This window comes from Streptomyces sp. 5-10, assembly GCF_014712245.1.
Lineage (GTDB): Bacteria > Actinomycetota > Actinomycetes > Streptomycetales > Streptomycetaceae > Streptomyces > Streptomyces violaceusniger.
The window spans coordinates 85387-99114 of record NZ_JACVYG010000023.1 but is presented as its reverse complement, the minus strand read 5'-3'; the positions used below and the strand labels follow the sequence as shown (position 1 = coordinate 99114).

10 protein-coding genes are annotated in these 13728 nt (G+C 72.2%); 8 read left to right on the top strand and 2 right to left on the bottom strand.

Features of this window, described 5'->3' with window-relative positions; all coding sequences use genetic code 11:
- Window positions 1-140: 140 nt before the first annotated feature.
- Window positions 141-1379, top strand: coding sequence for an alginate lyase family protein (locus tag IEJ02_RS24580; RefSeq protein ID WP_191066842.1), 1239 nt, complete (start codon window positions 141-143; stop codon window positions 1377-1379).
- 1084 nt (window positions 1380-2463) lie between these two features.
- Here IEJ02_RS24580 and IEJ02_RS24575 read toward each other — a convergent pair.
- Together IEJ02_RS24575 and IEJ02_RS24570 are read right to left on the bottom strand one after the other, a co-directional pair.
- Entirely contained in the window at window positions 2464-4002 is a 1539-nt protein-coding gene (locus IEJ02_RS24575) for an ATP-dependent DNA ligase (protein ID WP_191066841.1), read from the bottom strand.
- A 48-nt stretch (window positions 4003-4050) separates the two neighbouring features.
- Window positions 4051-4566: a DUF7144 family membrane protein gene (locus IEJ02_RS24570; RefSeq protein WP_370467121.1), complete on the bottom strand. Its 516-nt coding sequence runs from the start codon at window positions 4564-4566 to the stop codon at window positions 4051-4053.
- Window positions 4567-4808: 242 nt separating this feature from the next.
- Here IEJ02_RS24570 and IEJ02_RS24565 point away from each other — a divergent pair, with 242 nt between their 5' ends.
- The 7 genes from IEJ02_RS24565 (at window position 4809) to IEJ02_RS24535 (ending at window position 13629) form a co-directional block, all read left to right on the top strand.
- Complete coding sequence (locus tag IEJ02_RS24565) at window positions 4809-7565, top strand: SpoIIE family protein phosphatase (RefSeq protein ID WP_223864338.1); 2757 nt, start codon at window positions 4809-4811, stop codon at window positions 7563-7565.
- A gap of 282 nt (window positions 7566-7847) precedes the next feature.
- The gene (locus IEJ02_RS24560) at window positions 7848-9557 is read left to right on the top strand and encodes a sensor histidine kinase (RefSeq protein WP_191066839.1); all 1710 of its coding nucleotides are present in this window, start codon (window positions 7848-7850) and stop codon (window positions 9555-9557) included.
- Window positions 9558-9571: 14 nt separating this feature from the next.
- Complete coding sequence (locus IEJ02_RS24555) at window positions 9572-10000, top strand: roadblock/LC7 domain-containing protein (RefSeq protein ID WP_020869870.1); 429 nt, start codon at window positions 9572-9574, stop codon at window positions 9998-10000.
- The gene (locus IEJ02_RS24550) at window positions 9997-10356 is read left to right on the top strand and encodes a DUF742 domain-containing protein (protein ID WP_020869869.1); all 360 of its coding nucleotides are present in this window, start codon (window positions 9997-9999) and stop codon (window positions 10354-10356) included. The genes IEJ02_RS24555 and IEJ02_RS24550 overlap by 4 nt, the downstream gene beginning before the upstream one ends.
- Entirely contained in the window at window positions 10337-10981 is a 645-nt protein-coding gene (locus IEJ02_RS24545; RefSeq protein WP_370467120.1) for a GTP-binding protein, read from the top strand. The genes IEJ02_RS24550 and IEJ02_RS24545 overlap by 20 nt, the downstream gene beginning before the upstream one ends.
- Window positions 10978-12264, top strand: coding sequence for a cytochrome P450 (locus IEJ02_RS24540; protein WP_317985903.1), 1287 nt, complete (start codon window positions 10978-10980; stop codon window positions 12262-12264). The genes IEJ02_RS24545 and IEJ02_RS24540 overlap by 4 nt, the downstream gene beginning before the upstream one ends.
- Window positions 12265-12414: 150 nt before the next feature.
- Window positions 12415-13629 (top strand): helix-turn-helix domain-containing protein, encoded by a 1215-nt coding sequence (locus IEJ02_RS24535; protein WP_191066873.1) that lies wholly within the window; start codon window positions 12415-12417, stop codon window positions 13627-13629.
- Window positions 13630-13728 lie beyond the last annotated feature (99 nt).

Genomic DNA, 13728 nt, shown 5'->3' with positions numbered 1-13728 from the left:
GGCGGGGCGCCCACATTCTCCTACGCACGGCAGGTCTAGACCTTGACGTGTTCATGAGCTAACTTCCCGGAGCACCACAGGAGTTCATGTCGGCATCCGTTGTTCACGCATACGAACTCACCGTCAGGAGAGCCGCCCCCATGCGCACCAGAGCCTTGTATCTCGCCCTCGCCACAGCGCTGGCCGCGCTGTTCGCGGGCATCCTCAGCGGCCCGGCCACGGCCGGGCAGCCCCAACGGTCCACCGCGTCCGAGGCCGCCACCGAAGCGGCGCCCAAGGTCACGCCCAAGGCCGCCTTCACCCACCCCGGCGTCCTCGTCAGCCGCGCCCAGCTCGACTTCGTCCGCTCCAAGGTGAACGCCGGCGCCCAGCCCTGGAAGGGCGCGTACGACGCGATGCTGGCGAGCCCGTACGCCTCGCTGTCACGCACCCCCAAGCCGCGCGCGGTCGTCGAATGCGGTCCGTACTCCGACCCCAACATCGGCTGCACCGATGAGCGCCAGGACGCGCTCGCCGCCTACTCGCTCTCGCTGGCCTGGTACATCACCCGCGACAGCCGCTACGCCGAGAAGGCGATCCAGATCATGGACGCCTGGTCGGCCACCATCAAGGACCACACCAACAGCAACGCCCCGCTCCAGACCGGCTGGGCCGGATCCTCCTGGCCCCGGGCGGCCGAGATCATCCGCTACAGCTACGACGGCTGGTCCGCCGCCTCGATCGACCGCTTCAAGACCATGCTGCGCACCGTCTACCTCCCGAAGGTCATCGGCGGCTCGAACTCCAACGGCAACTGGGAGCTGGTGATGATGGAGGCCGCCACAGGCATCTCCGTCTTCCTGGACGACCGGGCCGACTACGACAAGGCGATCGCCAAGTTCCGAGGCCGCGTCCCCGCGTATGTCTACCTGGAGTCCGACGGCTCCCTGCCCAAGACCGCGCCCGGCAGCGGCCTGGACACCCGCGACAAGATCATCAAGTACTGGCAGGGCCAGTCGACCTTCGTCACCGGGCTCACCCAGGAGACCTGCCGCGACTTCACCCACACCGGTTACGGCATCGCCTCCATCGCGCACGTCGCCGAGACCAGCCGCATCCAGGGCCAGGACCTCTACCCCGAGGTGGGCGAGCGGCTGCGGCAGGCGCTGGGCTTCCAGTCGAAGTACGAGCTGGGCGAGGCACCGCCGTCCTGGCTGTGCGGCGGCAGCGTCAAGCGCGGCCTCGGCCCGATCACCGAGGTCGGCTACAACGCCCTGCACAACCGGCTCGGCATCGCCATGGCCAACACCCAGAAGCTCACCGAGCGGCAGCGCCCGGCGGGCACCAACAGCCTCTTCCTGGGCTGGGAGACCCTGACCCACGGGGACAACCCCTCCTGAGCCCCGCCTGCTCCCGGGCCGACCCCGGGGCTTGCTCCCGGGCCTGCTCCCGGGCCTGCTCCCGGCCCGGCCCCGGGCCGCCGCGCGGCTCGGGGGCCTGGGGCGCCCGGCGGTCCACGCGGCGGAGCTTTCCCCTACCCGCCCCTTCCCGTAACTGGGGCTCCGCCCCAGACCCCAGGGCCCGGGGCGAAGCCCCCGTGCGGCGGAGCCCTGGCGCGGTGGAGTCCTCGTGCGGTGGAGTCCTCGTGCGGTGGAGTCCTCGTGCGGTGGAGTCCTCGTGCGGTGGAGTCCTCGTGCGGCGGAGCCCTCGCGCGGTGGAGCCCTCGCGCGGTGAAGCCGCATACCGATGCTTCCCCCTACCCGCCGCTTCCCGCAGCACCGACATGCAGCTCCGCCGCGCGGCAGGGGCTCCGCCCCTGGACCCCCAGGGCCTGGGGCCGAGCCCCGGGACCGGGCTCTGGGGTCTGGGGCGGAGCCCCGGGACCGGGCTCTGGGGTCTGGGGCGGAGCCCCGGGACCGGGCTCTGGGGTCTGGGGCGGAGCCCCGGGACCGGGCTCTGGGGTCTGGGGCGGAGCCCCGGGACCGGGCTCTGGGGTCTGGGGCGGAGCCCCGGGACCGGGCTCTGGGGTCTGGGGCGGAGCCCCGGGACCGGGCTCTGGGGTCTGGGGCGGAGCCCCGGGACCGGGCTCTGGGGTCTGGGGCGGAGCCCCGGGACCGGGCTCTGGGGTCTGGGGCGGAGCCCCGGGACCGGGCTCTGGGGTCTGGGGCGGAGCCCCGGGACCGGGCTCTGGGGTCTGGGGCGGAGCCCCGGGACCGGGCTCTGGGGTCTGGGGCGGAGCCCCGGGACTGGGGTCTGGGGTCTGGGGCGGAGCCCCGGGACCGGGGTCTGGGGTCTGGGGCGGAGCCCCAGTTTCGGGAAGGGGCGGGGAGGGGAGCAGCCCGCCGCAGGCGCCAAGACCCGACGGACACCCCCAGGGAGACTCGGGCCGTGGGGCCGTGGGGCCGTGGGGCCGTGGGGCCGTGGGGCCGTGGGGCCGTGGGGCCGTGGGGCCGTGGGGCCCGGGGGCCCGGGCCCCCGGTCACGTCACTCGCCGCGCAGCGCCAGCACCGTCTCGACCGTGTCCGCCTGATCCGCCGGCTTGTCCTCCCGGTAGCGCAGCACCCGCGCGAACCGCAGCGTGACGCCCGCCGGATAGCGGGACGAGCGCTGGAGCCCGTCGAAGGCCACCTCCACCACCAGCTCCGGCCGCACCCGCACCACCCAGCCGTCGTCGCTGACCGCGATCCCCAGCAGCGCCTCCGTCTGCCACTCCAGCATCACGTCGGTGAGCCCCTTGAAGGTCTTGCCCAGCATCACGTACGTGCCGTCCGGCGCCCGCGCGCCCAGGTGGAGGTTGGACAGCTTCCCGGTGCGGCGGCCGTGCCCCCACTCCGCCGCCAGCACCACCAGGTCCAGCGTGTGCACCGGCTTGACCTTCAGCCAGGACGCCCCGCGCCGGCCCGCGCCGTACGGCGCCTCAAGACCCTTGACCAGCACCCCCTCATGCCCCCGGGCCAGCACGTCCGCGGCGAACTCCCGTGCCGCCCGCCGGGTTTCCGGATCCGCCGGGTCGTCGGCCACCAGCCGCCGCACCCGTCGGGGCCCGGGGGCGATCCGGGCCAGTTCGGCGTGGCGCTCACGGGTCGGGAGGTCGAGCAGATCGTGGTCGTCCACCACGAGCAGATCGAAGAAGACGGGGGACAGCGGCAGCGCGGCCGACGCCCCGGCCACATCGAGCCGGGAGCCGACCCGGCCGGAGGTCTCCTGGAACGGCCGGGGCCGCCCCTCCGCGTCCAGCAGGATCACCTCGCCGTCGAGGATCGCCCGGTCCACCGCCAACTCCCGCGCCGCCGTGACGACCTCCGGCAGCCGCTCGGTGATCTCGTCGAGGGTGCGGGTGTAGATCCGTACCTCCTCGCCGTCCCGGTGGACCTGCACCCGGATCCCGTCCAGCTTCTCCTCGACCGCGCACGGCCCCAGCCGGTCCATGGCCTCGTCGAGGTCCTTGGCGCTCTGCGCGAGCATCGGCAGCACCGGCCGCCCCACCTCGAGCCGGAAGTCGGCCAGCGCCTCCGGGCCGCGCGCCAGCAGCGCCTCGGCCACCGCGCCCAGCGACCCGCCGACCATCACCGCCCGCCGCACCTCGGTGGCCGGTGCGCCGACCGCCTCGGCGACGCCCTCCACGGCCAGCCCCTCCAGTGCCCCCTGCCGCAGCTCCCCGCCGATCAGGCCGAGCAGAAAGCCCTGCTCCTCCTTGGTCGCGGCGGACAGCAACTCGCCCACCAGCCGCTTGCGGGTCGCCGTCGCACCGGTGCCGGAGACCGCCGCGACCCGGCTCAGGGCCTCGTCCACATCGAGCACCGCGAGCGTCGGCTCGGCGGCGGGTTCCCGCCGGTGGCGCAGGGTGGACCAGCCCACTCCGGTGCGGCGCTGGGGCAGCTTGCCCGCGAGGTAGGTGATCACCACGGCCGCCTCGGCCGGTTCCGTGCGCCGGAACAGCCGGGCCAGCGCGGCGATCTTCTCCGAGCGGGCGGAGGTGGCCGCGACCTGGCGGGAGGTCAGCGCGACATCAGCCAGCAGCATGGCTCCAGCCTGCCCCGCGCCCCGCTGGGAAGCCAGGCATCGCGTCCCTCAGGCGGTGTGTCCCGTCTCGGGGCGTCCGGTCTCGGGGCGCCCTGTCTCGGGCCGTCCCGTCTCGGGGCGTCCCATCTCCGCGCGCCCCGCGCCACCACGGCTCGGCCCGGCGCACAGCGCCCAGATCACGAGGGCGTCGATGATGAGCAGCACCGTGGCCCAGACCGGGTAGTACGGCAGCCACAGGAAGTTGGCGATCAGCGCGAGACCGGCCAGCACCACGCCCGTGACTCGGGCCCACATCGCACCGGTGAACACCGCGAAACCGGCGACCACCACGGCGATCCCGAGGGCCAGGTGGACCCAGCCCCATCCGGAGAGGTCGTACTGGAAGATATAGCTGTGCGTGACCAGGAAGACCCGGTCGGTCCGGATGGCCGAGATGCCCTGGGCCAGGTTCATCAGGCCACCGAAGATCATCATGACCCCCGCGAAGACGAGCCATCCGCTCACCGCCCGGTGCATATGGCCCGGAGCGGCCCCTGTCTGAACTCCACCGGCGTGACTGGCCATGTCGGGCTCCTTCGTCCGGCGCGATCGGCGCCGCCACGACACCGATTCGCGGCAATAAGGGTGAATTGCCCTTTTCTTAGATTTGCATAGACGCCCGCCCTCGGCACCTCGCCCGCCGTGAGCGCGCCGGTCGCATTCGCTATAAGAACGGAAAGTCGCGCATCATACGCGGAACGTGATGCCGCCGGGCCTCCGGAGGCGGAGATTCGCCTTCCAGGAATTCGCGGTGTAGATGTATGTGTATGGCCCGTTTTATGGGTCGATCGTGGGCTGCCCGCACGTTCCCCGGTCGGCGCCCACGGAGTCGGCGGCGGGAGCGCCCGGAGGTGGCGGGCCGGCGCTTTCGGTCGTGGCTGAACGTTCGCAGCGTCGCCGGTCAGGTCTTCATCCTCCAGCTCGTGATCGTGCTGCTGCTCGGCGCGGCGGCCACCGTCGCCCTGGTGCTCCAGGTGCGGCACGACGCCACCGACGAGGCGCGCGGCCGGTCCGTCGCGGTCGCCGAGTCCTTCGCCAACTCCCCCGGGATCGTCCAGGCCCTGCACAGCTCCAACCCCACCAAGGTGCTCCAGCCCCGGGCCGAGGCGGCGCGGAAGAGGACCGGTCTCGATTTTGTCGTGGTCATGACCACAAGGGGGATTCGGCTCACCCATCCCAAACTCAACCGGATCGGCAAGCACTACGTCGGCGTCATCGAGCCGGCGCTGCACGGGCACACCATCACCCATACCGGCCCCGGCACACTGGGCGAGGCGATGGACGCGGTGGCGCCCATCTTCAACAGCCACCACAAGGTCGTCGGCGCGGTCGGCGCGGGGATCACGATCAAGAAGGTGAGCGGGCTCGCCAACCGCCAGCTGCCGCTCCTCGTCGGCGCCGTCTCCGCCTCGCTCGCCCTCGCCACCGGCGGCACCGCGCTGGTGAGCAAACGGCTGCGGCGGCAGACCCGTGGCCTGGACCCGGTCGAGATGACGCGGATGTACGAGCACCATGACGCGGTGCTGCACTCGGTGCGCGAGGGCGTGCTGATCGTCGGCGGCGACGGGCGGCTGGTGCTGGCCAACGACGAGGCGTCCCGGCTGCTGGATCTGCCGCCGCGCCCGGAGGGGCGGCTGGTCGACGACCTGGGCCTGGAGCCCCATGTCGCCGATGTCCTGGCCTCCGGGCGCGATGTCACCGACGAGGTGCTGGTGGCCGGCGACCGGCTGCTGGCCATCAACAACCGGCTGACCGACCGCGCCGGCGGACCGCCCGGCAGCGTCGCCACCCTGCGCGACTCCACCGAGCTGCGCGCCCTGTCCGGCCGCGCCGAAGTGGCCCAGAAGCGGCTCAAGCTGCTGTACGACGCGAGTGTGGAGATCGGCACCACGCTCGATGTGGGCCGTACCGCCGAGGAGCTGGCGCAGGTGGCGGTGGACCGCTTCGCCGACTTCGTCACGGTCGACCTGGCGGAGCCCGTGGCGCGCGGCGATGAGCCGCTGGCGGTCGGCGGTGTCGAGATGCGCCGGTCGGCGGTCCACGGCATCCGGCCGAGCCACCCCTTCTATCCGGTCGGCCGGGTGTTCTCGTTCGTCCCGTCCTCGCCGCAGGCGTTCGGGCTGAGCGAGGGCGAGCCGGTCGTGGAGGCCGATCTCTCCGAGGCCGCCGGCTGGCAGGCCCAGGACCCCGAGCAGACCGCCAAGGTCATCGAGTACGGCATCCGGTCGCTGGTCACCGTGCCGCTGCGGGCCCGGGGCGTGCTCCTGGGCGTGGTCAACTTCTGGCGGATGAAGCAGCGCGAGCCCTTCGAGCAGGAAGAGGTGTCCCTCGCCGAGGAGCTCGCCTCGCATGCCGCGGTCTGCATCGACAACGCCCGCCGCTACACCCGCGAGCACACGATGGCGGTGACCCTCCAGCACAGCCTGCTGCCCCGCGCCCTGCCCAGCCAGAGCGCCCTGGACGTGGCCTTCCGCTATCTGCCGGCGGAGTCGGGGGTCGGGGGCGACTGGTTCGACGTCATTCCGCTGCCGGGGGCGCGGGTGGCGCTGGTGGTGGGCGATGTGGTGGGGCACGGTCTGCACGCGGCGGCGACGATGGGGCGGCTGCGGACGGCGGTGCACAACTTCTCCACGCTCGACCTCCCGCCCGACGAGATCCTCTCCCATCTCGACGATCTGATCGCCCGGATCGACCAGGACGAGAGCCCTGGTGGGCTGGACGGCGACGGCAGCGGTGGTGGAGGTGGCAGCGAGGGCATCACCGGGGCGACGTGTCTGTACGCGATCTACGATCCGGTGACGCGGCGTTGCACGATGGCGCGGGCCGGCCATCCGCCGCCCGCGCTGGTGCGTCCGGACGGTTCGGTGGAGTTCCTGGACCTGCCCGCCGGGCCGCCGCTGGGCCTGGGCGGGCTGCCGTTCGAGACCGCCGAGGCGGAGCTGGCCGAGGGCAGCCATCTCGTCCTCTATACGGACGGGCTCATCGAGGACCGCCGCCGGGAGATCGACACCGGCCTGGAGATGCTGCGCGGTGCCCTGGCCCACCCAGGCCGGACCCCCGAGCAGATCTGCACCGACGTGCTGGACGCGCTGCTGCCCAGCAACCCGAGCGATGACATCGCCCTGATCGCCGCCCGGACCCGGGTCGTGGGCGCGGACCGCGTGGCCTCCTGGGAGGTGCCGTCCGACCCCGCCGCGGTGTCCGGGGTGCGGGCGGAGGTCATGCGGAAGCTGGCGGAGTGGGGGCTGGACGAGGCCGCGTTCACCGCCGAGCTGGTGCTCAGCGAGCTGATCACCAACGCCATCCGGTACGCCACCGGCCCGATCCGGGTGCAGGTCCTCCGCGACCGCGCGCTGATCTGCGAGGTCTCCGACACCAGCAGCACCTCCCCGCATCTGCGGTACGCGGCGACGACGGACGAGGGCGGCCGGGGGCTGTTCCTGGTCGCGCAGTTCGCCGAGCGCTGGGGCACCCGCTACACGGCGAACGGCAAGGTCATCTGGGCCGAGCTGGCGATTCCGTAGCGCCCGCCCCGACCGAGTGGGCGATTCCGTAGCGTCCAATCCGGGCAGCGCGGGCGATTCCGGTACGTCGCGGGGAGGGCCGACGACGGCGGCGTCAATGGCAACGTCATATGCGTCCGGAACATGACGCTTCGCTGCGCCTCGATTTGACGGACCGTCATGATCCATGTGCTGAGAGGGCCCGGTCAAACCGACGTGACTCTACTAACATGTGGCGCCCACGGCTTGATGTCCGCGTGGTCCAGCCGAAAACCCCTCAACGCGCCCATGAGGACCTGATAGATGTCAGCACACATATCCAGCCATCCGTACAAAGGGCCCTCGGTGACGCGCGGGGCCCTGACCGTCCCCCTGCTGGCAGTCGTCGTCGCCGCCGGAGCGGGACTGTGGGTGACCACCGCGGTGCCATCCGCCCAGCGCACCTTCGTCGCCGTCTTCTGCGGAGCCGCCGCCGTGCTGCTGGGGGTGGCGCTCGCGGTCGCCGCCAACCGGTCGCGGACCATCGACCGTCTCCAGGAGCGGGTCACCGCGCTGGAGAGCGCGGCCGCCGCGCAGGAGATCGAGGCCACTCGGCTCGCTGAGGAAACGATTCCTTCCGCGGTGCGGCAATTGCGCGAGGGCGGCTCGGTGGAAACCGTGATCAGCCGCATGGAGCGCCCCACCAGCCGGGCCCATCAGTACCTCCTGCGGACCCTGCTGCGCGAGATCGGCGACGGTGAGCGGATGCGCGCCTCCGCCATGGCCGCGTGCGCCAACGCCGCGGGCCGCGTCCAGGCGCTGGCCACCAGCATGCTGGCCGACCTCCGGGAGATGGAGAACCGCCACGACGAGACCGTCCTCGGCGATCTGCTGAAGCTGGACCACACCACCGCCCAGGCGGGCCGGATCGCGGACAGCATCGCGGTCCTGACCGGTGCCCGCTCCGGGCGCCGCTGGACCAGGCCGATCGTCATGGAGTCCGTGCTGCGCGGCGCGATCGGCCGGATCAGCGCCTTCCAGCGGGTGCGGGTCCACTCGACCAGCAACGCGGCGGTGGCCGGTTACGCGGCCGAGGGCGTCATGCACGCCCTCGCCGAGCTGATGGACAACGCCGCCAGCTTCTCGCCTCCCACCGAGGAGGTGCACGTGTACGTCGAGGAGACGCACGCGGGCGTCGTGGTGACCGTCGAGGACGGTGGCCTGGTGATGGGCCCGGCCGCCCTGGACCGCGCCCAGAAGGCGGTCTCCTCCGAGAGCCTGGACCTGATGAGCCTGTCCGGCACCCGGCTGGGCCTCGCGGTCGTCGGCTGTCTGGCCCGTAAGCACGGGCTCACCGTCTCCTTCCGGCCGTCCGCGCGGGGCGGCACCGGTGTCGTCGTCCTGATCCCGCAGCAGCTGATCACGCACATCAACCAGGACGCCGTGGTCCTCGACACGCCGGGCACCGTCCGCACCGGGATCCCCCGGCAGGCGCCCGCCACGCCGTCCGCCGCGTCCACGGCCACGAGCGCGTCCACGGCCACCAGCGCGTCCACCGCCACGAGCGCGTCCACCGCCACCAGCGCGTCCACCGCCACCAGCGCGTCCACCGCCACGAGCGCGTCCGCCGCCGCGGTCGCGCCCGCACCGACGGCGCCCGCCCCGGCCGCTTCCCCGGCCATGCCGCCGGAGACCGCCCCGTCATCCCCGCTCCCGCCCCCGTCCCCGTCCACCGCGCCGGAGCCCTCCGAGCAGCCCTCGCGGGTCAACGGACTGCCCAAGCGGCGCCGTGGCGAGACGCTGGCCGCCGCCACCCGCGCGGCCGCCCAGGCGGCCGAGACGGAGCCCAGGCCCAAGGCCGGCCGTCCACGCCCCGAGGAAGCCGGAGCCCGCTTCGGCGCCTTCCGCCAGGCGGCCCGCGGTGGTTCCGCCGCAGGTGACCCGAGTGACACCGAGCCGTCGGTATCCGCAGATCACACCGAGACCGCCGAGCCTGCCGAGTCCACCGAGCCTGTCGAGAACGACAAGCCGTGACAGAAGGAACGCCGATGAACACCACCGACCGCAGCTTGGACTGGCTGTTGGAGAACCTGCTGGAGAAGACCCCGGGGTCGCGCCACGCCCTGGTGCTGTCACGGGACGGGCTCAAGCTGTGCCTCTCCTCCGGGTTGTCCGTGGACCAGGCCGATCAGCTGGCGGCCATCGCGTCGGGCATCCAGAGCCTCGCCCATGGCGCGTCCATCGAGTTCGGCGACGGCAGCGGCGGCGTACGGCAGTCGATGACGGAGTTCCACGGGGGGATTCTGTTCATCGTCGAGGCCGGCGAAGGCGCCCATCTCGCCGTGGTGGCCCATGATGACGCCGATGTCGGCATCATCGGCCACAACATGAACGAGCTGGTCGAGCAGATCGGCGACCACCTGCGGGCCGCTCCGCGGGTGGAAGCGGGCGGCAGCGGCGGCGGGGCGAAGGCATGATCCGAGGCCCGCTGGACAAGGAGGGGCCGGACCGGCTGTACACCGTCACCGGCGGCCGCAGCCGGGCGGACGAGAGCCGCTTCGACATGGTCACCCTGATCGTCAGCGAAAGCGACCCCACCCCCGGGATGCAGTCCGAGCACGTCAAGATCCTGCGGATGTGCCGCCGCCCCCTGTCGGTCGTGGAGATCTCCTCGTATCTGGAACTACCCGTCAGCGTGGTCAAGATCCTGCTGTGCGATCTGCTGGACACCGGCCGGATCACCGCGCGCCATCCGCATGCGGCCCGCCCCGGTGGCCGGCTGCCCGGGCCCGAAACCCTGAAGAAGGTGCTCGTTGCACTCCAGAATCTCTGAGACCACCGTGAGCACCACGCTTCCCGGCGGCGCCGGGCACGCCCCGCTGCGGGAGAGCGCGAGCCACGGTCTGAAGATCGTGATCGTCGGCGGGTTCGGCGTCGGCAAGACGACGATGGTGCAGTCCGTCAGCGAGATCCGCCCGCTCAGCACCGAGGAGACGATGACGCAGGCGGGCATCGGCATCGACGACGCCTCGTTCGTGCGCCACAAGACCACCACCACGGTGGCCTTCGACTTCGGCCGGATCAGCCTGGACGAGCAGATGGTGCTCTATCTGTTCGGCGCCCCGGGCCAGGAGCGGTTCTGGTTCCTGTGGGACCGGCTGTTCGCCGGGACGCTGGGCGCGGTCGTCCTGGTGGACACCAACCGGCTCTCCGACTCCTGGTACGCGCTGGACCGGCTGGAGCACCACGGCACCCCGTTCATCGTGGCCCGCAACAACTTCACCGAACCGAAGCACACGCTGGATGAGGTGCGGGAGGCCCTCGACCTCCCGCCCGAGGTGCCGATGATCGACTGCGACGCCCGCAAGCGCGACTCCAGCAAGGCCGTACTGGTCGCGCTCGCCCGCTACCTCTACTCCCTGTCCACCAACGGCGCCGCCGGAGAGAGCACCGCGTGACCACCCCTGATCCCACGGCCCCGCTCGAGGGCCGGCCCGAGCCCGTCTTCCCGTCGGCACCCGCGCCGCCCGACGGGGTGGTGCCCCCCGGGTCGGTGCCGCTGGACTACCAGCGGTTCCGGGACGAACCGATGGAGCTCTACCGCGAGCTGCGCCGGGACCACGGCCCGGTCGTGCCCGTCCTGCTGGACGGCAAGATCCCCGTCTGGACGGTGCTCGGCTACCGCGAGGTGATCCGGGTCACCACCGACCCCAATCGGTTCGCCCGTGACTCCCGCCGCTGGCACTCCTGGCATCTGGTGCCGCCCGACTGGGAGTTGACGACCTTCGTCGGCTACCGCCCGACCATGCTGTTCAGCGAGGGCGCCGACCACCAGCGGCGGTCCGAGGCGATCTGCGACGGCCTGGCGTCGGTGGACCAGTTCGAGCTGCGCGCCCAGTGCGAGCGCGTCGCCGACCGGCTGATCGACACCTTCGCGGGCAGCGGCCGGGCCGACCTGGTGGCCGAGTACGCCAGCCAGATCCCGCTGCGGGTGGTGACCCGGCTCTACGGCCTGGACGAGACCGAATCCGCCGCCGTCCAGGACGATTCGCTCCACCTCACCGGGAACGACGCCCCCATCGCGCTGCAGAACATGCAGACCCGGATGGAGACGCTGATCAAGCGCGTCCGGGAGAACCCCGACCAAGTCAACGTCGCCGCCCATCTGGTGTCCCACCCCGCCGGGCTCACCGACGACGAGATCATCAACGATCTGCTCGGCTCCATCTACGCCGTCCAGCAGCCCACCAGCGACCTGATCGGCAACGCCCTCCGGCTGATGCTGACGGACGAACGGTTCGCCATCACCCTCTCCGGCGGCCGCCGCAGCGTCGGCCAGGCGCTCAACGAGGTGCTGTGGGAGGACACCCCGGTCCCGTTCTGGATCGGCCGCTGGGCCGCCGAGGACACCATGCTCGGCGGACGCCGCATCCGTAAGGGCGACTGCCTGATGCTCGGCCTCGCCGCGGCCAACGCCGACCCCGACGTCCGCCCGGACTTCCACTCCGGCGCCGGTGGCAACCAGGCCCATATGGCCTTCAGCCACGGCAAACACGGCTGCCCCCCGGCCGCCCGCGAAATCGCCGAGGTCATCGCCACCGCCGCCATCGAGGTCCTGCTCGACCGCCTCCCGGACGTCACCCTCGCCGTCCCCGCGGACGACCTCGCATGGCGCGTCACCCTGATGATGCGCGGCGTGGCCGCCCTCCCCGTCGAGTTCACCCCGGCCCATCTGCACTGACCGTTTCGTTCCTGGCCTTGTCCCCCGGTGGTGCGTTGCCACCGCCGGGGGACGAAAGGGGCACACGGGTTTCCCATATGGCGCGCGCGAGGGCGTAGCGTGGAAGCCACATCCGCCGGATACCTGATGGTGAGTGGGGGACCAGGGGCCATGGGCTGTGAGGACGAGCGGGGGCTCGGGGACCGGATCGCTCGGTTCCGGGTCCGGCGCAAGCTCACCCAGGAGCGGCTCGCCGAACGGGCGGGGCTGTCCGTGGATGTGGTGCGCAAGCTGGAACAGGGGCAGCGGCAGACGGCGCGGCTCTCGACGATCAATGCCCTCGCCCGCGCACTCGATGTGGAACCGTCCGTCCTGATCGGTCAGCCGACCACCTTCGAGGCTCGTCAGGAGGGCGACTCGCCGTCCGTGCTCGCGCTGCGGCAGGCCGTCTCCCCGCTGACCGAACTCCTCGGTGAGGACGCCGACCCCGAGGCGCCGCCCACCATCGGGGCCCTGCACGCCGCGTTACGGTCCACCGAACGCATCCGGCGCGAGGGGCGGATGGCCGAGATCGGCGTCCTGCTGCCCCAACTCATCCGGGACGCCAGAACGGCGGCACACGCCCACAGCGGCGCCGACGCCGCCGCGGCCCACGCGGTGCTCGCCGAGGCGTATCAGGTGGCGGCCACCACGCTGGCCGCACTGGGCAAGGAGGATGCCGGGTTCACGGCGCTGGAGCGCTCCATGGAGGCCGCCCGGCGGTCGGACGATCCACACCTCGAGACCATGGGTGTCTCCACGTTGTCGTGGATCCTCACCAAGCAGGGGCGGCTGGAGGACGCCGAACGCGTCGCCCTGACCGCCGCAGAGCGGATCGAGCCCGGATTCCGGTCCCGGCCCATCGATCTCTCCCTGTGGGGAATCCTGCTGCTGCGCGCGGCGACCGCGGCCGTGCGACGCGGCAAGCACGACGCCGTGGACGAACTGCTCAACATGGCCACAGCCGCCGCCTCCCGCATCGGAGAGGACCGCCTCGACTACGCCACACCGTTCGGCCCGACCAACGTCGGTGTCGCCAAGGTCAACTTCCTGGTGGAGATGGAGCGCGGCGCGAAGGCGCTGACCGCGGCCCGTGCCGTCCCCGAACTCCACCGGCTTCCGCCGACATGGCGCGCCCGATTCCATGTCGACCGCGCCCTGGCCTGCGTCGACCTCGGCAAGGACGACAGCGCCGTCCGCGCGCTCCTGGCAGCGGAGGGCGATGCGCCGGAGTGGATGCGCTACCACGGAACGGCCCGGCGGGTGGTGGCCGAACTACGCGGCCGTGAGCGCCGCCGCACCTCCCCCGTGACCGAACTGGCCGACCGGCTCAACCTGGACGGCTAGGACGCGACGTCCCACACGGGCGTCAAAGTGGTACGTACGGTCACTGTCCGGTCGCTCTCGGCGGTCATAGCGTGCGCTCACGTTCACGAACCGCGAGGT

Bases quoted from the DNA above. Each gene is read 5' to 3' on its own strand.
- IEJ02_RS24565 (WP_223864338.1), top strand. From the start codon at position 4,809: ATGGCCCGTTTTATGGGTCGATCGTGGGCTGCCCGCACGTTCCCCGGT.
- IEJ02_RS24560 (WP_191066839.1), top strand. From the start codon at position 7,848: ATGTCAGCACACATATCCAGCCATCCGTACAAAGGGCCCTCGGTGACG.
- IEJ02_RS24575 (WP_191066841.1), bottom strand. From the start codon at position 4,002: ATGCTGCTGGCTGATGTCGCGCTGACCTCCCGCCAGGTCGCGGCCACC.
- IEJ02_RS24580 (WP_191066842.1), top strand. From the start codon at position 141: ATGCGCACCAGAGCCTTGTATCTCGCCCTCGCCACAGCGCTGGCCGCG.
- IEJ02_RS24535 (WP_191066873.1), top strand. From the start codon at position 12,415: ATGGGCTGTGAGGACGAGCGGGGGCTCGGGGACCGGATCGCTCGGTTC.
- IEJ02_RS24570 (WP_370467121.1), bottom strand. From the start codon at position 4,566: ATGGCCAGTCACGCCGGTGGAGTTCAGACAGGGGCCGCTCCGGGCCAT.
- IEJ02_RS24555 (WP_020869870.1), top strand. From the start codon at position 9,572: ATGAACACCACCGACCGCAGCTTGGACTGGCTGTTGGAGAACCTGCTG.
- IEJ02_RS24550 (WP_020869869.1), top strand. From the start codon at position 9,997: ATGATCCGAGGCCCGCTGGACAAGGAGGGGCCGGACCGGCTGTACACC.